Here is a 19,611-nt window from a genome sequence, read left to right on the forward strand (position 1 = left end):
GCCGGAACTCGCCACCGAGTCGGCGCAAGTGCATCAGTGCTAATATAATTAGAGCTAATGCATCTCGCCGGAAGGAGCCTTCCCGTGGACCTGCGGCAACTGTTCGACGACCTGGTGCGCTTCGAGACCGACCTGTGGAACGGGATCGACGCCCAGCTCCGGCACGACTGCGATGTGACCCTGGGCGGCCTGAACGTGCTGCTCGTCGTCGAACGCGAGGGTTCCTGCCGGGTGAACGACATAGCCGCCGCCCTCTCGATCACGGTCGGCGGCGCGAGCCAGGCCGTCGACCGGCTGGAGAAACTCGGCCACTGCGCCCGGCGTCCCCACCCCGCCGACCGCCGCTCCTCGATCGTTGAACTGACAGCGGCCGGTCGGGAGTTGATGACCAGGGCCGGTCCAGTGTTCGACCGTGAACTCGCGGCACGGCTGGCCGCCCCACTCACGGCCACGGCGCTCGGCCACCTCGCGAGCGCGCTCGCCGTACTCCGCGCCACCACCCCGCACGCCCCGGATCCGGGCCAACACCCCTGACGAAGGAGACCAGATGAGTCCCGCACAAGCACGAGCAGTGCGCTTCGACCACTACGGCGACCGTGACGTCCTCCACGTCACCGAGGTGCCGATGCCTCAACCCGCCGAGGGAGAAGTCCTCGTAGAGGTTCGGGCGGCCGGCATCAACCCCGGAGAGGCAGCGATCCGGTCGGGGGCGATGCACGACCGGTTCCCCTCGACCTTCCCGTCCGGCCAGGGCAGCGACCTCGCCGGCGTCGTCACCGAACTCGGCGAGGGCGTCACCGACTTCGGCATCGGTGACAAGGTCCTCGGCTTCTCCTGGCAGCGCTCCAGCCACGCCACCCACGTCGTCGTACCGACGTCGCAACTGATCCTCAAGCCGGACGCCCTGAGTTGGGAGGTGGCCGGTTCCCTCTACGTCGTCGCCTGCACCGCGTGGGCCGCCGTCGACGCGGTGGCCCCCAAGCCCGGTGAGACCGTCGCCGTCTCGGCCGCCGCCGGTGGCGTGGGCACCGTCGCCGTCCAACTCCTCGCCGTACGGGGCGCGCACGTCCTCGGCATCGCCTCACCCGCCAACGCCGACTGGCTCACCGACCACGGAGCGACCCCGGTCCCGTACGGCGACCGTCTCGCCGAAGCCCTCACCGCGGCGGCACCCGGCGGGATCGACGCCTTCATCGACCTGTTCGGCCCCGAATACGTCCAACTCGCCGCCGATCTGGGCATCTCCCGGGACCGGATCGAGACGATCATCTCGTTCCAGAAGGCGCAGGAACTCGGCACCCGGAGCGCAGGCAGCGTCGATGCCTCCACTCGCGAGGTCCTCACCGAAATGGCCGACCTCGTCGCCTCCGGCCGTATCGAGATCCCGATTGCCGCCGCCTACCCGCTCGACCGAGTCCGCGACGCCTTCGCCGAACTCGAACAGCGCCACACGCGCGGCAAGATCGTGCTCATCCCCTGAAGTGACCTCACATCACTTGCTGCCGCGGAGGGCCGACGTGGTCTTTCCGGTGCGCTCGCGGAGGAGCACCCGCAGGGTGTTGGGGTGCTCGTAGCCGACCTTCCTGGAGATGGTCTCCAGGGAGAGGGCGGTGGTGCGCAGCAGGTGGGAGGCGCGTTCGACTCTCAGGTCCTGGACGAATCGGATGGGTGACGTCCCGACCGTGCGCTGCACGGAACGCTGCAGGGTCCGCTCGCTGACACCGATCGCCTTCGCCGCCTCGGGAATGCTGATGGGTTCCGCCAGATGCTCGCGGGTCCACAGCTCGAAGGCCGCGACGGTCGGATCGCTCTGGGCCAGGGCGCTGGGAATGATGTACGCGGCTTGCGACGGGCGTTCGTCGACCACGAGATAGCGGGCGACCAGGTCGGCGAGCGCGGGGCTGCCCGTCCGTACGATCGCCAGGGCCAGGTCGACGTGACCGAAAGCCGCGCCGGCGGTGGTGACGCCCTCACTGGAGATCACCATCTGGCTGTGATCCACCCGGACCTTGGGGTAGCGGCTCCGGAACAACGGCGACAGCCACCATGTCGTCGTCGCGCGCAGCCCGTCCAGCACGCCTGCCTCGGCCAACAGGAAGGTACCCGCGCAGGCCGACGCGACGGACGTACCACGGGCACGGGTTTCCGCGACGAGATTGCGGACGGCGCGGGACGCGTCGCCGCCGACATGGTCGAGCAGGACCGCGGGATCGCTCCCCGCGAGGGCCGGGACGACCAGGATGTCCGCTGTGCGTGCGTGCTCAAGCGGCTCGGGCGCCACCAGGAATCCCGCCCCGGTCCGTACCTGCGGGGCGGGGCCGACCAGTGTCACGTCCCAGGTGGGCGACGACTCATGGATCTGCCCGCCCAGCGCGTTGGCGTTGTCCAGAACGTCGAGGACGGCGGAGAGCCCCGAGTCGAACACCCCGTCGTAGACGACGACCGCTACCTGCATGGCGGGAACCCTATCAACCGTGTCGTTTCTGCCGCTGATGTGATCACCAGCCGCCGCCATAGGTTCGTTGTGCGCCGGGAGCCCGGCGGTTCGCACGCAAGGAGTGGTCACATGAAGGTCGGTCTGCTGGTACGCATCGAGGCCAAGCCGGAGTACGCCGACGAGGTGGAGGCCATGCTCCGCGGCGCGCAGGAACTGGCCGAACAGGAACAGGGCACGGTGGCGTGGTTCGCGTTCCGTGAGAACGCCACCACCTTCGGGGTGTTCGACACCTTCGAGGACGAGCCGGGACGCCAGGCGCACCTGACGGGTCGGATCGCCGCCGCACTCGGCGAGGCCGCGCAGACGAAGCTGAACGCGCCGCCGGTGATCGTCCCGGTCGACCTGCTGGGGGCCAAGGTCTCCTGACCGGAGCGCCGGGAGCCGCGTTCTCCCCTGAAGTCGGCACATCAGAACAGCAGTTGAACAGTTCAGGGGAAGTGGTTGGAATCATGGACGCTGCCTACACCGCGGTCGTCACCGCCAACGGCCGGGCGGCCAAGGTTCCCACCGGTGAGATCTCGGTGACCGCGGAGATCGGCCTCGCCAAGGACGCCACGGACGGCGGCTTCGCACTCACCGCGCTGCTGCGCGTGAAGCTCCCCGAGCACCTGTCCATCAACTGGGCCCACTTCGGGCTCGAAGGCCTTGGGGCCCGGCACGGACCGACGTGCCGGGCCCCGGCTCGGCCACCGACCTCGACGCGCCGCCTGATGCGCACCTTGGAGTACTGGCCGCGCACCTCGACGAAGCGTCTCGTTCACCGAGTCCATGAGTAATCTGGCACGTGCCGCCGCCCGCGCCATCGCAGCTCGTGGAGGGAGGCCGAGTCGCCGTCACCGAGGCACAGCCCGCAACCTGACCACAGGTGGCGGGCGTTCAGCGACGCAGCCCCAGCGCATCGCGCCCCGCGTACCGGGCCTGGGTGCCCAAGTCCTCCTCGATGCGGATGAGTTGGTTGTACTTGGCGGTCCGGTCGGCGCGGGACAGCGAACCGGTCTTGATCTGGCCGCAGCCGGTCGCGACGGCGAGGTCGGCGATGGTGGTGTCCTCGGTCTCGCCGGAGCGGTGGGACATGACGACGGTGTAGCCGGCGCGGTGGGCGGTCGCAACCGTGGCCAGGGTCTCGGTGAGGGTGCCGATCTGGTTGACCTTCACCAGGATCGAGTTGGCGACCCCGTCGCGGATACCGGCGCTCAGTAGCGTCTCGTTGGTGCAGAAGACGTCGTCGCCGGTGAGCTGGCAGCGCTCGCCGAGCCGGGCGGTGAGCGCGAGCCAGCCCTCGTGGTCGTCCTCGGCCATCGGGTCCTCGATCGACGCGACGGGGTAGCGGTCGACCAACTCCGCCAAGTAGTCGGCGTGTTCGGCGGGACTACGGCGGACGCCCTCGCCCGTGTAGTCGTAGACGCCGTCACGGAAGAACTCCGACGTGGCCGGGTCCATGACGAGGGTGATGTCGGTGCCGGGCTTGTAGCCGGTGCGTTCGATGGCGTGGAGGACGAAGTCGAGGGCCTCGTCCGCGGTGCGCAGATCGGGGGCGAAGCCGCCCTCGTCGCCGACGTTCGCGCTGTGGCCTGCGGCGATCAGGTCTCGGCGCAGGGTGTGGAAGACCTCGGAGCCCATCCGGACGGCCTCGGCGAAGGTGGCCGCGCCGATGGGGGCGATCATGAACTCCTGGAAGTCGAGCGGGTTGTCGGCGTGGGCGCCGCCGTTGACGATGTTCATCATCGGTACCGGCAGCAGGCGGGCGTCGACGCCGCCGATGTAGCGGTACAGGGGCAGTCGGTGGGCGGCCGCGGCGGCTTTGGCGGTGGCCAGGGAGACGCCGAGCAGGGCGTTGGCGCCGAGACGTGACTTGGTGCTCGTTCCGTCCAGCTCGATCATGGTGTGGTCGACGGTCGCCTGGTCCTCGGCGTCGAGTCCGATCACGGCGTCCGCGATGCTCTCGTTCACGGCGTCGACGGCGCGGCGAACTCCCTTGCCGTGGAAGCGGGTCGGGTCGCCGTCCCGGAGTTCCACCGCCTCCCGGGCGCCCGTGGAGGCGCCCGACGGCACGGCCGCACGGCCGAGCGATCCGTCCTTGAGTTCCACGTCCACCTCGACGGTCGGATTGCCCCGGCTGTCGATGATCTCCCGTGCGACGACCCGGCTGATGGCGGTCACGGTGCAACTCCTCACGCAGGGCCCGCGTGGCGGCGGGCGGTAAGTTCCGTCTTGAAACAAAGTGAGTCCTGAAAGAGAACCTACTATGGGCGCATGAGGATGCACAACGCCGACGAGACCTGCGGCATCGCCCAGGCCGCCGTGGTTCTGGGGGACTGGTGGAACGTTCTGGTGCTGCGGGAGATCGCCCGCGGACACGTCCGTTTCGACGCGCTGGCCGCCGAGATCGGCCTGTCCCGCAACGTCCTCACCGAGCGGCTCGGCCGCATGGTCGCCCAGGGCGTCCTGCGTCGCAGCCTCTACCAGCGGCGTCCGGTGCGCTACGAGTACGTGCTCACTGATGCCGGACTCGCGCTGCTGCCCCTGCTCGTCGCCATGCAGGACTGGGGCGACCGATGGATGCTGGGCGACGGAAGCCTGACCGCCACGGCGGATGCCGACGGTGCCGAGCACACCCGCGTGCACGCCCTGGCCGGCACCCGCCTGCCCGAAGACCTCGAACTCCCCGGCACGCAGGGCGCCGACCTGCCCGTCGTCTCGCCCGACGCCGCAGCGACCGTGCTGTTCACCTACCCCGGCACCGGAGTCGACTGGGACGAGCGGATCCCCGGAGCCGCCGGCTGCACGCTGGAGAACCGGCTCTTCCGCGACGCCTGGTCCGACTTCCGCCGGGCAGGCGTGGACGTACGCGGCATCAGCACCCAACTCCCGCACGAACAAGCGGAGTTCGCCCGCGTCGAGGAGATTCCGTACCCCCTCCTCTCCGACGCCCGCCACCAACTGGGTGCGGCCCTGAGGCTGCCGACCTTTCGCGGCGCCGGACGCCTCCGCCACAAACGCCTGATCCTGATCGTCGACGCCGAACGGACCGTACGGCACACGCTGTTCCCGGTCGACGACATCCCGCACGCCGTCACACAGAGCCTGCGCCTGGCGGGGGACTGCGCCCGGACCGCTTGAGGCCCATGGGCCGATGGGGTGGCCCGCTACGCGAAACCCCCGTTGCTCAGGAGGAGTTGGCCGTTGATCCACTGGCCCTGCGGAGAGCAGAGGAAGTCGACGAGGTGGGCGGTGTCCTGCGGGGTGCCGAGGCGGTTGAGCGGTGTCCGGCGGAGCACGTGCGACCGTCCCTCTTCGGTCATCCAACCGGTGTCCACCGGCCCCGGGTTGATCACGTTGGCGGTGATGCCGAGGCCGGCGAACTCGTGTGCGGCGGCCAGGGTGATGCGGTCCAGGGCGCCTTTGCTCGCGCCGTAGGGGAGGTTGCCGACGGTGTGGTCACTGGTGAGGGCGATGATGCGGCCGCTGCCCGGGGCCGCGGCGAAGCGCCGGCCGTACTCGCGGATCAGCAACCAGGTGGCGCGGGCGTTGACCGCGAAGTGCCGGTCGAAGCTTTCCACGGTGGTGTCGAGCAGGCCGGAGTCCACCGACTCGCAGTGACACATCACCAGGGCCGTGATGCCGCCCAGCCCGCGTTCGACCTCGTCGAAGACACGGGCCGGAGTGTCCGGGTCGGAGAGGTCCGCCTCGACGGCCGTGGTGGCGGCGCCGTGTTGCGTGAGGGCGTCGGTGATCGCGCCCGTCGCACCGGGCTCGCGGCCCCAGGACATGCGCTCGTCGTAGGGAGTCCAGTAGGTGAAGGCGATGTCCCAGCCGGAGGCCGCCAGTCGGCGGGCGATACCCGCACCGATGCCCACGGTGCGTCCCACTCCGGTGATGAGCGCGAGTGGGCGGGCAGGTGGGTGGTCGGTGCTCATCGTCATGACGCGAGATCGTTCATGACCGGCTCCGGATCGGCAACTGCCTTTCCCTCACCGGTTCGTGGCGACGGGCGCAGCGAGCGTCAGCGACAGCCATGGCCAGTACGCGAACTGCGGGGCGGGCACCGGTGTGCTCGGGCGTGCGGGTTCCCGCGCGGTGTACCCGGTCGCCTCGACGGTGTCCACGAGGTCCTGCACGCCGACGCGGCCACCACGAGCGAGCCCTCCGACGGCCACCGGCACTGAGTCACCCGTCGCCCGGCCGGGATGAGACGGTCGCCCGTTCCTGGGCTGTCAGGACGACAGTTGCCAGGTCGGCGCCCGCCCGGAGCAGCTCCACGGTCCGCACGGCGATCTGGTCGAGACGTTCCCGCAGAACGTGCCGAGCGTCTCCCTGCCCGTCGAGCCGGTGCAGGGAGCCCATGATCTCGCGCACTGCGGGAACGCCGTAGCCGGCACTGCGCAGGGCCGTGACGATCCGGGCCGCCCTGACGGCGGACAGGCCGTAGCGGCGCGCCCGCAGGGAGGTCACGCGTTCAGGAGTGACCAGTCCTTCCTGCTCCCAGAAGCGCAGGGTCGAGGGACGTACTCCGAGTGCTCTGGAGAGTTCGGTGATCGTCATCGCGTCACCGTCCTGCTCCGACTCCGCCGTGTTTCCCTCGGCTTGGATCGCCCGCAACGCCTGCTGGGCGCGCAGGGCCTCCTCGCGTTCCCGGGCCAGCCGAACATGGACCTCGTTGATCACCGAGGCCGCCTCCGCGATCGACTGAGCTCGCAGCTCCGCGAGCAACTGCCGGGCGACGACGGGCCCGACGGCACCTGCGAGTCCCCGATAGGCGCGGAGAGCCTGCACGTGCAGCGATGCGTAGGAGCGGTATCCGTTGCCCGAACGCGCGGCCGGGGGAATGACTCCCAACCGCTCCAGATCGCGCACCTGTTGCACCGAGTACCCCGACTCGCGCGCGACATCGGAGGTCCTGAGCGTCCCCCGTCGTGCACCGCTCACCGGCTCGTCCATCGGTCAAACCCCACATCAGCACTTGAAGATGATGCTTGAACCATGAGTATGGAACAGATCATCACGACCGTACGAGACTTCACCGGCGCCCTCGTGTTCGTACCGGAGCCGGGCGGCGACTTCCCCGAACTCGCCTGGGGGGACGCGTTCTTCTACTACGCCCCCGACGGCCGACTGCCGCGGAACATCCAGCCGTACGGAACCGTCGTCACCAAGAACTACCCCGACGACACCGCGTCCGACCTCGACCGTCCGGGCCGCTGGCGCGTGAACATCCACGTCGACCGCGCGACGTTCCGACAGCTCACGGGGGAGGAGCCGCGCAGCCTCACCGGCCCCCGTGACTACGCGGCTGCGGACATGGTGGTGCCGCACCCGGTATACGGGGCACAAGGCTGGGTCTCCGTCGTCAATCCCGGTGAGAGGACGACGGACACGGTCGTACGGCTGCTGCGGAGCGCCCACGACGACGCCCGGGCGAGGTACCTGCGACGCGACGGCAGGGGGAGGTACTAAAACAACTTCCAGTGGCCCTCGGAGATCACTTCGACGGCGCCGTCGGACACCTTGATGGCGGTCTGTTCGTCGATCGCGTATGCCGGACCCGCGATCCCGGCCGCCCATCGTTCGGCCTCGGCCATGGTGTTCTCCGGACAATCCGGATGATCCAGGTGCGGGAAGATCGAAAAGTCGACCACGCCCAGGGTGCTGTCGCCGCCGGTGGGTGGCTTCCAGCCCACGAAGGCCTCTCCGATGCGGGGAGTCATCACCAGGCTCCCGGCGCTGAGTCCCACGTAGACCGTGTCGTGCAGCGACGGCAGGAGGTCAGCCAGCCCGGATTCCCGCATCCAGTGGTTCAGGTACAGCGTGTCACCGCCGTTGACCAGCAGGACGTCGGCATCCCGGACCCAGGAGACCCAGTGCGCTTCGTCGATGCTGGGCAGCGCGGTGAGCTCCAACACGCCGACCGACTTCCACCCCAACTCGGTCATGGGGCTGGGGGATCGGCCGCTGATGAACCGCCATGGCCCGCCCGGATCGGCGTCGGGGGCCCCGTACCCCGCGGTCGGGATGCAGAGGGCGTTGGACTCGGCGATCGGCTTGCCCAGGAGGTCGACCAGCGCGTCCTGGATGGTCGCGTTCTTGATGCCGGAGTCGGTGAGGAGGAGCTTCATCGTGTCCTTCCCGAGGAATGTCGTCGATGTGGTCAGAAGTGTTGCTGACCGGCCGCGTGCTCCAGTCGTTCGTGGAGCGGCCGGAGCTGGCTCAGGTCCATGGGAAAGGCCTTTTGGAGGTCAGAGAGATCGACCAGCGCTTCGTGGATACGCAGCGGGGTGGGCGGACATGCCAGGAAACGTTCCAGTTCTTCGGATGCCTTGTCCCATTCCCGCGCGGCGCAGTGCACCACGATGAGGTTTCCTCTTGCGTGAGCGGCCTGAGAGCCGTCCGCGGACGCCTCGGTGGAGTACATCTCCGCTGCCTGCCGCAAGTGGTCGTGCTGTTCCGGCCGGTGCAGGAGGCGCAGGGCGATTCCGCAGTTCAAGCGGTACCAGGCGTTGTCGGGTTCGAGTTCGATGGCGCGGGTGTAGTCGGTGAGGGCGTCTTCGTAGCGGCCCATGGCGCGATAAGTGTCGCCGCGGTTGGCGGTCATCCAGGCGCTGTCCGGGGCGAGTTCGATGGCACGGTGGTGATCGGGGAGGGCGTCGTCGTACCGGCTCATGGCGCGGTAGGTGAGCCCCCGTGGGCCGATAGCCCAGGCGTTGTCGGGTTCGAGTTGGATGGCGCGGGTGTAGTCGGTGAGGGCGTCTTCGTAGCGGCCCATGACGCGATGGAAGGTGCCCCGCCTGATGACGCGCCAGGCGTTGTCGGGTTCGAGTTGGATGGCGCGGGTGTAGTCGGTGAGGGCGTCTTCGTAGCGGCCCATGGCGCGGTAGATCTCGGCGCGACTGGTGGTGATCCATGCGTCGTGCGGGAAGAGTTCGATGGCGCGGGTGTGATCGGCAAGGGCGTGAGGGAGGCGCCCCATGGCCTGGTGGATGAGCCCTCGCTTGGCGATGACCCACCACTTGCTGTCCGGGTCCAGTTCGATGGCGCGGTTGTAGTCGGCCAAGGCGTCGTCATGGCGTTCCAGCGCCCGGTACGCATCTGCGCGGCAAGTGACGGGCCAGGCACTGTCCGGGTCCAGTTGGATGGCGCGGGTGTAGTCGGTGAGGGCGTCTTCGTAGCGGCCCATGGCACGATGGATGTCGCCCCGCTGGAGGACGAGCCAGGCGTCGTCGGGGACGAGTTGGATGGCGCGGGTGTAGTCGGTGAGGGCGTCTTCGTAGCGGTCCATCGCGTGACAGGTGGCTGCGCGGTTGCGGATGGCCCAGGCGTAGTCCGGCTCGAGTCGGATGGCATGGTCGTAGTCGGCCAGAGCGTCGTCGTAGCGCCTCATGGTCTGGTAGGTGAACCCGCGCGAGGTGATGGCCCAGGCGTTGTGCGGGGCGAGTTCGATGGCGCGGGTCTGGTCGGTGAGGGCGTCGTCGTGGCGGCCCATGGCGCGGTAGGTCTGCCCACGACTGGCGACGTTCCAGAAGTTGTCGGCGTCGAGTTCGATGGCGTGGGTGAAGCTGGGGAGCGCCTGCTCGTACTGGCCCATCAGACGCCTGGTCTCGCCTTGACCGTACAGAGCGCGAGCGAACCGGGGATCCATGGCCAGCGCGGAGGCGTAGTCGCGCAGGGCTTCGGCGTAGCGCTTCCCTTTGCGGTGTTCACGGCCCCGCAAGGTGTAGGCAAGTACGCGGTCGGCGGGCTCGATCGCCGAAGCGGCCACCAGTTGGGTCAGTGCGGGGACGATGCCCGCGGTGTCCTCCCGGGAGGCGGCGGTCAGTCGGTCCCCCCACAGGGTGAGGCTCTCGTCCGCGGAGTCGTGTCCGGCCTGGGCGATCATCTGGGACCAGCGCCGCAAGCCGGCGATCCCGTGATCGCACGCACAGACCACGTCGTGGAGGGCCTTGGGAAGTGCGTGGCCGGGGCGGGCGCACAGGCGGTGGTAGGTCTCGTTGAGCCGGTGGTCCCGCCAAGCGGCGTTGTTCCAGTACTCACCGGCAGGGAGCATGTCCTCCGACGCGTGGCGTCGCTGCTGGTGGGTGCGGGCGAGGGCGGTGTGCCGCTGCTGCCAGAGAGTGGGGGACTGGGTGCGTTGCAGGCGGACCATCGGGTCGCGTACGACGTCGTGGTAACGACAACGGCCGGCCTGATGGGTGACGAACGGCAGGCTGCACAACCACGCGTACCGATCGACCGCCGCTTCGGGGACTGTTGCGCGATAGATGTCCTCGTCCAACTGGAGGGGAAGGGCGCAGACTTGGGCGGCGACCTGATGATCAGGATCCGTCACCCCTCTCAGGAAGCGACCGACCGCGGTCTCGGACGGATCAGCCACTTCTCCCGAATCCCGCGGGCGCTTCAAAGCGAGCGTGTCGACCAGAACCGGCAACCGGCCGGTCAGCTGGAGGATGACCTGGATGACTTCCTCGTCGGTGACACCGCGACCGGCCAGCAACTGCCGGGCCTCGTCCTCGGTGAAGACGGTCAGCGGGACCTCGGCCACCAGGTCCAGATGATCGCCCCAGCACCGGGTGTCGAGCCGGCCTTGGCCGGAGAGGACCGCGAGGACATTGAGGGGGAGACCCGGGTACGCCTCGCCGACCAGGATGTCCCGCAGCCATGTGTCCAGCACCGGGCCGGTCTGCTCGAACACGTCGAAGAACAGCACGACCCACGGACGCCGCTCGGCCACCTCCGCCAGGTCTTCCAGAAACGCGGGCGTCAGTGTCTGCACCGGAGACATCACCAGCTGGACATCGGCGTGACTGCGGAACCGGGTACTGAGCGCAACGCGCATACGGTCGGCGTTCTGTGCCAACTGCTGCGGATCCATCGCGCCTGCGATCGGGCCCATCCCGGGCAGCAGACCCAGCCCGGTCAGCCCGGCCTGTACCACCACCGCGCTGGACAACGACGCCGAGGGAACAGGCCCGTCGCCCTCTCCCGCGACACCGACACCGCCCGGTGACGTGGCGCCCATCGGCATCTCGGCCTCATGGCGGCGCTGGTGGTAGGCCGCCAGCAGCTTCTCGAACCCCTTCAATGGCGCGCCCTGCCGCCTGAATTGGACGGCGATCGCTTCCATCGCCTCGACGACGCTGTGTACGTCATGGTCGAGATAGGCGGTCGCCGCGCCCAACTCCCGGGCGGCGGAGTCCCATTGTCCGACGAGCGATGTCTTGCCGACGCCTGCCTGTCCGTGGACGTGGAACAGGTACTGAAAGGCCTCGTCCCGGGGGTCCCGGGACAAGTTGTCGCGGAACAACCCCAGTTCGCCGTGTCGACCGACGAAGCCACTTCTGCGGCGACTCCTGTTCAGATCCTGTCGCGACGGTTTCTTCTCCGGCACTCGCACCACCCCCGAATGGACCATGATGCCGCTTCACAGCGTGGCGCTTCTCTTGGTGCGGATGTTCTCGGTCACTCGTCGATTTCTGGCCGCTCTCGTTGATTAAAACGAACGATGCGTTCACCGTCGCCCTGTAGTTCGGTATAGTGAACGCATGGTTCATTCGATTGCGGTCTCTCGGGAAGGTGCGCAGATCGGCGCCTACCTCGACGACACCTACTTCGAGCAGGTCGATACGCGGGTGATCGCGGTCGGCGAGCGGGACGGGCTGCCCTGGGCGGCCGTCGAAGACTGTCTGTTCCATCCGCAGGGAGGGGGCCAGCCCGCCGACCGGGGATGGCTGGCGGACGCGGAGATCGTCCCGGTCCGGGATCGTGACGCGGGACTGGTCGTGGCGACGGCGCCCGTGGGCGGCGGCCTTCCGTCCCTTGCCGTGGGGGAGAGGGTGCGAGCCCGGATCGATCTTGAGGTCCGGACCCTGCATGCCGCGCTGCACACCGCCGGACACCTCGTCGAGGCGGTCGGGCGGATGCAGGGGTGGGAGATGGTCGCCAGCAACCATTTCCCGGGTCAGGCGCGCATCGAGTTCCAGGTGCCCGGGCCGGACGCGCGGCTGGCCGACCCCGAAGGGCGGGAGGAACTGACCGCCGAGCTGCGAGCCGCCGCGGCGGCCGCGGTCGCCGACGACCTGCCCGTCTTCGCGCGGTGCCTCGCCGACGGGCGGCGCGTCGTGCATCTCGACGCGCTGCACGCCGCGCCCTGCGGAGGCACGCACGTGCGCAGCCTCGGGGACCTGACCGGACTGGCGCTGCCGACGCTGAAGGTCAAGAAGGGCCGTATCCGCGTGTCCTACACCGCAACCCACCGGAGCCCTCGATGACGCCCCCTCCGTCCGGCCGGCGGCCGGTCAGCAGTACCGCGGCCGCGGTCGGCGCGAAGATCCGGCTGCGCCGCCAGCAGCGCGGCATGAGCGCCGCGGAGATGGCGCGGCGCGCCGGGCTGAGCAAGGCCACCCTGTCGCAACTGGAGGCGGGCAACGGCAATCCGACGATCGACACCCTGGACGCGATCGCCATCGCCCTGCGCATCCCGATCGCCGACCTGCTCGCCCGTGACGCCGACACCGGGCCGGTCTTCCGGCCCGGTACGGACATCGAACCCGGCGAGGTCTCACGGGAGTTGCTACGCCGGATCAGCAGCGGCAACAGCCTGGAGATCTGGCGGCTGCGCATTCCGCCCGAGACGGAGCTGGCCGGCGTGCCGCACGCCACCGGCACCATCGAGCACCTGCTCATCGCCACCGGACACGTCACCGCCGGCCCTGTCGACGCCCCGGAGGATCTGGGCCCGGGCGACATGCTCGCCTTCGCCGGAGACGCCCCGCACTTCTACCGCACCGGCGCCGACGAAGTCGACATCAGCGTCGTCTTCGCCTCCCCCATCAGCACCTGAGACACCGTCAACAGCCAATACCTCAGCAGGACTTGAGACCGAGGAACCCCGCGCATGAGCACCGCCATCGCCACCACTCCCTCCAGCCGTGCCTTCATCAGCGACAACATGGCCGGAGCGTCCCCACAGATAGCCCGGGCCGTCGCCGACACGGCAGCCGGGCAGGTCCTGCCCTACGGCAACGACCCCTTCACCGACAGCGCCCGCCGCAGGCTCGGCGAGATCTTCGAGCGGGACGTCGACGTCTTCCCGGTCTCCACCGGGTCCGCCGCCAACGGTCTGAGCCTGGCCGCCCTCACCCCGCCGTGGGGCAGCGTGCTCTCCCACCCGGACAGTCACATCAACACCGACGAGTGCGGCGCTCCGGAGTTCTTCACCAACGGCGCCAAGCTCGTCGGTGTCCCGGGCCCCGACAGCAAGATCGACCCGGACGTGTTGCGGGCGGCGGTGCGCCGCCGGGCCGGTGACGTGCACAGTGTGCAGCCGTCCGTGGTGAGCATCAGTCAGGCCACCGAGAGTGGCAGCGTCTACACCCTGGAGGAGATCCGCCGCCTGTCCGCCATCGCCAAGGACGCGGGCCTGCGCGTCCACATGGACGGGGCGCGCTTCGCCAACGCCCTGGTCCAACTCGGCGCCACCCCGGCCGAGATGACCTGGAAGGCCGGCATCGACGTGCTGTCCTTCGGCGCCACCAAGAACGGTGCGATGACCGCCGACGCCATCGTCTCCTTCGACCCCGCACTCGCGGGCGAACTCGCCTTCCGCGCCAAGCGCGCCGGCCAACTCGCCTCCAAGATGCGCTTCCACACGGCCCAGATCGACGCGTACCTCACCGACGACCTGTGGCTGCGCAACGCCCACCAGGCCAACGCGATGGCCACCCGGCTCGGCGACGGCCTCAAGTCCATCGCCGGCGCAGGCCTGTTGGCCACCCCAGAGGCCAACATCCTCTTCTGCCGCCTGCCCCAGCAGGTCACCGAAGGACTCCTCGACGAGGGCTACGCCTTCTACCACGACCGCTGGGAACCGGGCATCGTCCGGTTCGTCACCGCCTTCTCGCACAGCGCCGACGACATCGACCAACTCCTCGACGCGGTCCGCCGGCACACCCGCTGAGCGGTGTTCCCGCGGACCGCGTGCGCCGCCGTCAGGCGGTGACGAGTGGCTTGATCAGCGGCGCGGGCGTCGGCCGGCCGATGTGGAGGTTCCTGGTCACCTCGGTCAGGTCCGCGATGAACATGCCGGCGAGTTCGGCGGTGAATCCGGTACGCACCACCAGGCGCAGCACCGCGACGTCCTGGCACGGGACGGGGAAGCTGTAGGCGGGCAGGTGCCAGCCGCGTGCGCGCATGGCGTGGGAGACGTCGAACACGCTGAAGCCCTGCGTGCCGGGGGCCAACCGGAAGGCGAAGGCGGGGAGTTCGGAGCCGTCCGTGATCAACTCGTAGGGGGCGATCGTCCGGATGCGCGCGGCGAGTGCGCGGGCCGTGGTGCGGCTCTGGGCCGCCAGCTCCCGCAGCCCTTCGAAGCCGTACCGGAGGAAGCTGTAGTACTGCGCGACGACATGCGCGCCCGGCCGCGAGAAGTTGAGGGTGAAGCTGGGGGAGCTGCCGCCCAGGTAGTCGACCTCGAACACCAGGTCGTCGGGGAGGGCTTCGGCGTCGCGCCACAGGGCCCAGCCCAGGCCGGGGAAGACGTGCCCGTACTTGTGTCCCGAGGTGTTGATGGAGGCGACGCGTTCGAGCTGGAAGTCCCACATGAGTTCCGGGTCGAGGAACGGGGCGACCATGGCGCCGGACGCGCCGTCGACATGCACGGGGATGTCGATACCGGTGGCGGCCTCGTATCCGTCCAGGGCCATGCAGATGTCCGCGACGGGCTCGTAGGAACCGTCGAACGTGGAGCCGAGGATCGTCACGACGCCGATGGTGTTGTCGTCGCAGTACGCGGTGAGGGTGTCGGGCGTGAGGTGATAGCGGCCCGGTTCCATCGGGACGTAACGCGGCTCCACCTCGAAGTAGTTGGCGAACTTCTTCCAGCACACCTGGACGTTCGCACCCATCACGAGGTTCGGGCGCGCGGTGTCCTTGCCCTGGGCGCGGCGCCGCTCCTGCCAGCGGCGCTTGAGCGCGAGCCCGCCGAGCATGGCCGCCTCGCTGGAGCCGGTGGTGGAGCAGCCGCGGACCTGCTCCGGGTGCGGTGCGTGCCAGAGCCGGGCGAGCATCCGTACGCAGCGCTCCTCCATGGCGGTGATCTGCGGGTACTCGGCGCGGTCGGCGAGGTTCTTCTCGGCGGTCTCCGCCATCAACTCCCTTGCCTGCGGCTCCATCCACGTCGTCACGAAGGTGGCGAGGTTGAGACGTGCGTTGCCGTCGAGCATCAGCTCGTCGCGTACGCGGCGGCAGATCAGGTCGGGCGACGAGGACGTCTCGGGCAGTTCGTCGACCGGCAGCAGGAGGTCGGCAGCGGGCGGTTGCCCGACGCCGCGGGAAACGGTCAGGGTGTCGAACTCTGCTTCGGGCATGACGGCGGTATGCGGGATGGGCATGAGTGTCTGAATGCCTTTCTGGTCCGTGCGGCCCCGTGCATTCCGACGCTAGATCGCTACGCGGTGCGACGTATGTGCCGATTACACCGATCCAGTGATCGATTTGCGCACTGATGAACTGGATTTTCCCTTGTACATACTGGCCGCCCCTTTTCCGTGGTCCCGGGCCCGGTGACGGCGTACGGCGTCGCGGTTCGCGCAGAGTTGGGAGCAGTAGCGCTGCCGCCCCGTGCGGGAGGTGTCGGCGAAGGCCATGTCACACTCGGTCACGGCGCAGCGCCGGAGGCGGTGCATCCCGCGTCCCGTCAGGTGCAGTGCCGTGCCCACGGAGATCAGTGAGAACAGCACGTCGCCCAGGGGTTTGCGGTCGTCGCGGTAGTGGAGGTGCCAGCCACTGCCCGCGTGGTCGGTCATCCGCGGGTAGGCGGCGGCCTCCTCCAGCATCCGGTTGACCGACTCGGCACGCTCGTGCTCGTCGGTGGCGTCGACGACCCTCTCCCACGCCCGCAGCGCGGCCCGCGCGCGGTCGAGATCCGCCGAGGTCGCCGGCCGATCCACCACCAGACCGGCCGCACGGCAGCGGTCCGCGAGTTCCACGGCGTCGGCAGGGGGCCGGTTGACCAGATCCGCGGCCAGGTTCACGGCATCCTCGCCGTAAGGGTTGAGGTGCATAAGGCCATTACACCAGTCTGGTCGGCATGCGACAACGCGACAACGGAACCCCCTCACCGGTACGGCAGGCGGTGGAGTACGACCTCGTGGAGCTGGTACGTCTACGGGCGCTGCTGTTCGAGGACCTGGGCGGCGACTTCTTCAACCCCGGTTCGGCGGACGGGGATTGGCTGGACACCCTTGCCGGGGTGCTGAAGGAACAGCTGACCGCGGACGCCGTGCGCATCCTCGTCGTGGACGGCGACGACGGCGCCCTGGCCGCCTGCGGCATCGGCACGATCGAGCAGCGGCTGCCCGGCCCGCACCTGCGCAACGGCCGGATCGGGCAGGTGCTCGGCGTGGTCACCGACCCGGCCCACCGGCGACGCGGTCACAGCCGGTCGATCATGCGGGGTCTGCTCGACTGGTTCCGGGACAGTGGCGTCGCCCGGGTCGACCTGTACGCCTCTGCCGAGGGCGAGCCGCTGTACCGCGACCTCGGCTTCACCGCCCATCCCGATCCCTCCCTGTACTGGCGCCCGTGATCGGCCGGGACGACGCCGCGCGTTACCGGTGGACCGTTCTCGGCATCGCCACCTTCACACAGGCCGCGTCGGGGTTTTTCGTCCAGGGCATCGGGGCGATGGGCATCGCCCTGCAACGTGAACTGGGCCTGAGCACAGCACAGTTGGGCCTGCTGATCTCGGCGGCCCAGCTGGCTCCGCTCATCGGACTGCCGGTGGCGGGGGAGTTGCTGGACCGCTACGACGAGCGCTGGGTCGTCGGAGTGGGCGCCTGTGTGGTCGCCGTGGCCCTGGGTGTGGGAAGCCTCGCGCCGGGATACCTCTGGCTGCTCTGCGCGTTGCTGGTCGTCGGCGCGGGATACAGCACCGTCCAGCCCGGCGGGAGCAAGTCGGTGGCGTCCTGGTTCGACGCGTCCCGACGAGGCTTCGCGATGGGCGTCCGCCAGGCGGGTCTGCCGCTGGGCGCGGCGCTCGCCTCAGCCGTACTCCCCGTCGTTGCCGGGGCCTTGGGCTGGCGGGCGACGCTCGTGACCGGTGGGCTGGTCGCGCTGCTGGGGGCCGGTGTCTTCATGGGCTTCTACCGTCGGCCACCCGGTCAAGTCACTACCCGGGCACGGGAGTTGCATGGCTCTCTCCCGACGCAACTCGGTGCTCGACTCCGCATGCTCCGGGAACCGTCCATGGCCAGGATCATGCTCTCCGGGACGAGCCTGATCTCGGTCCAGTGCGGCGTCGGCATCCTGACGGTCCTGTACCTCCACGAAGTGACTTCCGTCGGAGCCGGCACGGCGGCCCTGGTCCTGGTGGCCGTACAGATCGCGGGCGTCGTCGGACGCATCTCCCTCGCGGCCTGGAGCGACCGCGCCACCTCCGGGCGCTACGCCTCCGTCCGCGTCTGCATGGTCGCCGTGATCGCGGGGATGACCGTACTGCTGACCCCTGCGGGCCGTTCACCCGCCCTGGCCTGCTGCACATTCGTCTGGCTGGGCTTCTTCGGATTCGGCTGGTACGGCCCCTGGGTCGCCCACGTGACCGAATCGGCGCCGCTGGGGAGGACGGGACTCGCGCTGGGTCTCGCCATGTCCGTCAACCAGATCGCCATCGTCACGGTGCCGCCCGTGCTCGGCCTCCTGAAGGACGTCACCGGCGGTTTCGCACCGGCCTGGGGCCTCCTGATCGCGATGACCCTCGCGGCCCTGACGGTCTCGGCCAGCGCGGAACGCCGACGCCGACCGGTCCACCGCCCACCGGTCGACGACCACAACTCCCCAGAACCCGGAACCACTTCATGCCCCGTCTGATCCCGGACGCCGGACCGCAGCGAGTGCTTGCCGCCTCGAACTTCATCTACACGGTGGGCAGCGGCCTCTACCTGACGGCCGGAGTCCTGTACTTCACACAGGCCGTACGGCTGCCGCCCGGCCAGGTGGGGCTCGGCCTCGGCATCGCCGGAATCGTCGCGCTGGGCGTCGGCATCGCCGTGGGGCACCTCGCCGACGTGTACGGCGCCCGCGGCGTCTACGCGACCACGCTGGTCGTCCAGGCGCTGGCCACCGCCGGGTTCGTCCTGGCCGACAGCTTCTGGCCGTTCGTCCTCGTGATCGGCGTGGCAGCCGCGGCGAAGGCGGCCGGACTCGCCGCACGCAGCCCGCTCATCCGGCACTACGGAGGAGACCGGCCGCAGGAGTTCCGCGCCTATCTCCGCGCCGTCACCAACGTCGGCATCTCCATAGGCGCGGTGGGCGCCGGCTGGATCGTCCAGGTGGGCACCCTGACCGCCTATCAGTTCATGGTCGTCGGCAACGCGATCGCCTTCGCGTGCTCGGCGGCGATCCTGGTCCTGCTGCCGCCCGTCGCCCCCGGACCCGTGGTCGACGGTCCTCGCTGGATCGCCCTCCGGGATCACTCCTACCTGTTGCTGACCGTCCTCGACGGCATCATGGCCATCCAGTTCAAGGTGCTTACCGTGGCCATCCCGCTCTGGTTGATCGGGTCCACCGCCGCACCGCACTGGCTCATCTCGGGCACGATGCTCACCGGCACGGTCATCGTCGTCGTATTCCAGGTACGGGTCGGTCGCGACGTCGATTCCCCCGCGGCCGGTGGACGTGCCTACCGTCGGGCGGGCGTGGCCTTCCTCGTCGCCTGCGCACTGATCTCGCTCGCGGCGGGGACTCGGGCGTGGGCCGCCACGATGCTCCTCATCACCGCGGTGGTCATCCACACGGTCGGTGAACTGTGGCATTCCGCGGCGGGCTTCGAGGTGTCCTTCGCACTCGCCCCGAGGCATGCGACCGGCCAGTACCTGGGAGTGTTCGGCCTGGGCGCCGGACTGGCCGAGGTGTTCGGCCCGGGACTGCTCATCGCGCTCTGCATCACCTGGGGCCGCCCCGGCTGGTACGTGGTGGGAGCGCTGTTCCTGCTCACAGGACTGGCGGCACCTTCCGCTGTCCGCCTGGCGCAACGACGTCAGCATGCTCGGGGGACACACCTTGAGCCCCTGCGGGCAGAGCCGGCTCTCTGAGGAAAGAGGAAAAGGGTGCGGACGGTGTCAGGGGCG

Annotated in this window: 21 protein-coding genes; 12 read left to right on the plus strand and 9 right to left on the minus strand. The window is 69.3% G+C overall.

Annotation, left to right across the window (positions count from 1 at the left end; translation table 11 throughout):
* Nucleotides 1-84: 84 nt before the first annotated feature.
* Both AB0I69_RS32200 and AB0I69_RS32205 read left to right on the plus strand, forming a co-directional pair.
* On the plus strand, nucleotides 85-534 hold the full coding sequence (locus AB0I69_RS32200; RefSeq protein ID WP_363099262.1) for a MarR family winged helix-turn-helix transcriptional regulator: 450 nt from the start codon (nucleotides 85-87) through the stop codon (nucleotides 532-534).
* 13 nt (nucleotides 535-547) lie between these two features.
* Nucleotides 548-1,480: an NADP-dependent oxidoreductase gene (locus AB0I69_RS32205; RefSeq protein WP_363099263.1), complete on the plus strand. Its 933-nt coding sequence runs from the start codon at nucleotides 548-550 to the stop codon at nucleotides 1,478-1,480.
* A gap of 12 nt (nucleotides 1,481-1,492) precedes the next feature.
* On the opposite strand, the gene AB0I69_RS32210 is transcribed toward AB0I69_RS32205, so the two are convergent.
* Nucleotides 1,493-2,455, minus strand: coding sequence for a helix-turn-helix domain-containing protein (locus AB0I69_RS32210; RefSeq protein WP_363099264.1), 963 nt, complete (start codon nucleotides 2,453-2,455; stop codon nucleotides 1,493-1,495).
* A gap of 111 nt (nucleotides 2,456-2,566) precedes the next feature.
* Between AB0I69_RS32210 and AB0I69_RS32215 the strand changes: the two genes are divergently transcribed.
* A complete protein-coding gene (locus AB0I69_RS32215; RefSeq protein WP_363099265.1) occupies nucleotides 2,567-2,863 on the plus strand; it encodes an antibiotic biosynthesis monooxygenase in 297 nt (98 codons plus the stop codon).
* Nucleotides 2,864-2,946: 83 nt separating this feature from the next.
* Nucleotides 2,947-3,273: a hypothetical protein gene (locus AB0I69_RS32220; protein ID WP_363099266.1), complete on the plus strand. Its 327-nt coding sequence runs from the start codon at nucleotides 2,947-2,949 to the stop codon at nucleotides 3,271-3,273.
* Nucleotides 3,274-3,373: 100 nt separating this feature from the next.
* Here AB0I69_RS32220 and eno read toward each other — a convergent pair whose 3' ends face one another.
* A complete protein-coding gene (gene eno, locus AB0I69_RS32225) occupies nucleotides 3,374-4,657 on the minus strand; it encodes a phosphopyruvate hydratase (RefSeq protein ID WP_363099267.1) in 1,284 nt (427 codons plus the stop codon).
* Nucleotides 4,658-4,750: 93 nt separating this feature from the next.
* Here eno and AB0I69_RS32230 point away from each other — a divergent pair, with 93 nt between their 5' ends.
* Nucleotides 4,751-5,617 carry a winged helix-turn-helix transcriptional regulator gene (locus tag AB0I69_RS32230; protein ID WP_363099268.1) on the plus strand — a complete coding sequence of 289 codons (867 nt, stop codon included), beginning with the start codon at nucleotides 4,751-4,753 and terminating at the stop codon, nucleotides 5,615-5,617.
* 26 nt (nucleotides 5,618-5,643) lie between these two features.
* Here the strand turns inward: AB0I69_RS32230 and AB0I69_RS32235 are convergent, their stop codons facing one another.
* From AB0I69_RS32235 to AB0I69_RS32245, 3 genes are read right to left on the minus strand one after another with little or no spacing between them, the layout of a single operon-like run.
* On the minus strand, nucleotides 5,644-6,420 hold the full coding sequence (locus tag AB0I69_RS32235; protein WP_363099269.1) for an SDR family oxidoreductase: 777 nt from the start codon (nucleotides 6,418-6,420) through the stop codon (nucleotides 5,644-5,646).
* A 48-nt stretch (nucleotides 6,421-6,468) separates the two neighbouring features.
* Nucleotides 6,469-6,615, minus strand: coding sequence for a hypothetical protein (locus tag AB0I69_RS32240; protein ID WP_363099494.1), 147 nt, complete (start codon nucleotides 6,613-6,615; stop codon nucleotides 6,469-6,471).
* 49 nt (nucleotides 6,616-6,664) lie between these two features.
* The gene (locus AB0I69_RS32245; RefSeq protein WP_363099270.1) at nucleotides 6,665-7,435 is read right to left on the minus strand and encodes a MerR family transcriptional regulator; all 771 of its coding nucleotides are present in this window, start codon (nucleotides 7,433-7,435) and stop codon (nucleotides 6,665-6,667) included.
* A 48-nt stretch (nucleotides 7,436-7,483) separates the two neighbouring features.
* Here AB0I69_RS32245 and AB0I69_RS32250 point away from each other — a divergent pair, with 48 nt between their 5' ends.
* Nucleotides 7,484-7,951: a DUF6194 family protein gene (locus AB0I69_RS32250; protein ID WP_363099483.1), complete on the plus strand. Its 468-nt coding sequence runs from the start codon at nucleotides 7,484-7,486 to the stop codon at nucleotides 7,949-7,951.
* Here the strand turns inward: AB0I69_RS32250 and AB0I69_RS32255 are convergent.
* Nucleotides 7,948-8,610, minus strand: a complete 663-nt coding sequence (locus AB0I69_RS32255) for a Type 1 glutamine amidotransferase-like domain-containing protein (RefSeq protein ID WP_363099271.1) — start codon at nucleotides 8,608-8,610, stop codon at nucleotides 7,948-7,950. The two genes, AB0I69_RS32250 and AB0I69_RS32255, sit on opposite strands and share 4 nt — an antisense overlap.
* Before the next feature lie 32 nt (nucleotides 8,611-8,642).
* Entirely contained in the window at nucleotides 8,643-11,777 is a 3,135-nt protein-coding gene (locus AB0I69_RS32260) for a tetratricopeptide repeat protein (RefSeq protein ID WP_363099272.1), read from the minus strand.
* 253 nt (nucleotides 11,778-12,030) lie between these two features.
* Here AB0I69_RS32260 and AB0I69_RS32265 point away from each other — a divergent pair, with 253 nt between their 5' ends.
* From AB0I69_RS32265 to AB0I69_RS32275, 3 genes are read left to right on the plus strand one after another with little or no spacing between them, the layout of a single operon-like run.
* A complete protein-coding gene (locus tag AB0I69_RS32265) occupies nucleotides 12,031-12,756 on the plus strand; it encodes a metal-dependent hydrolase (RefSeq protein ID WP_363099273.1) in 726 nt (241 codons plus the stop codon).
* Nucleotides 12,753-13,328: an XRE family transcriptional regulator gene (locus tag AB0I69_RS32270; RefSeq protein WP_363099274.1), complete on the plus strand. Its 576-nt coding sequence runs from the start codon at nucleotides 12,753-12,755 to the stop codon at nucleotides 13,326-13,328. Before AB0I69_RS32265 ends, AB0I69_RS32270 begins: the two co-directional genes overlap by 4 nt.
* Nucleotides 13,329-13,382: 54 nt before the next feature.
* Nucleotides 13,383-14,444 carry a low specificity L-threonine aldolase gene (locus AB0I69_RS32275; RefSeq protein WP_363099275.1) on the plus strand — a complete coding sequence of 354 codons (1,062 nt, stop codon included), beginning with the start codon at nucleotides 13,383-13,385 and terminating at the stop codon, nucleotides 14,442-14,444.
* A 31-nt stretch (nucleotides 14,445-14,475) separates the two neighbouring features.
* Here AB0I69_RS32275 and AB0I69_RS32280 read toward each other — a convergent pair whose 3' ends face one another.
* Both AB0I69_RS32280 and AB0I69_RS32285 read right to left on the minus strand, forming a co-directional pair.
* On the minus strand, nucleotides 14,476-15,852 hold the full coding sequence (locus AB0I69_RS32280) for a glutamate decarboxylase (protein ID WP_363099276.1): 1,377 nt from the start codon (nucleotides 15,850-15,852) through the stop codon (nucleotides 14,476-14,478).
* A gap of 105 nt (nucleotides 15,853-15,957) precedes the next feature.
* Nucleotides 15,958-16,548 carry a CGNR zinc finger domain-containing protein gene (locus tag AB0I69_RS32285; RefSeq protein ID WP_363099277.1) on the minus strand — a complete coding sequence of 197 codons (591 nt, stop codon included), beginning with the start codon at nucleotides 16,546-16,548 and terminating at the stop codon, nucleotides 15,958-15,960.
* 26 nt (nucleotides 16,549-16,574) lie between these two features.
* On the opposite strand from AB0I69_RS32285, the gene AB0I69_RS32290 reads away from it, so the two are divergent.
* Genes AB0I69_RS32290 through AB0I69_RS32300 form a run of 3 tightly spaced genes read left to right on the plus strand, consistent with a single transcriptional unit; the run spans nucleotide 16,575 to nucleotide 19,575 of the window.
* On the plus strand, nucleotides 16,575-17,072 hold the full coding sequence (locus AB0I69_RS32290) for a GNAT family N-acetyltransferase (protein ID WP_363099278.1): 498 nt from the start codon (nucleotides 16,575-16,577) through the stop codon (nucleotides 17,070-17,072).
* The gene (locus AB0I69_RS32295; RefSeq protein WP_363099279.1) at nucleotides 17,069-18,352 is read left to right on the plus strand and encodes an MFS transporter; all 1,284 of its coding nucleotides are present in this window, start codon (nucleotides 17,069-17,071) and stop codon (nucleotides 18,350-18,352) included. Before AB0I69_RS32290 ends, AB0I69_RS32295 begins: the two co-directional genes overlap by 4 nt.
* Complete coding sequence (locus AB0I69_RS32300) at nucleotides 18,340-19,575, plus strand: MFS transporter (protein ID WP_363099280.1); 1,236 nt, start codon at nucleotides 18,340-18,342, stop codon at nucleotides 19,573-19,575. Before AB0I69_RS32295 ends, AB0I69_RS32300 begins: the two co-directional genes overlap by 13 nt.
* Nucleotides 19,576-19,611: the final 36 nt, after the last annotated feature.

Source organism: Streptomyces sp. NPDC050508, from assembly GCF_040655155.1.
Lineage (GTDB): Bacteria > Actinomycetota > Actinomycetes > Streptomycetales > Streptomycetaceae > Streptomyces.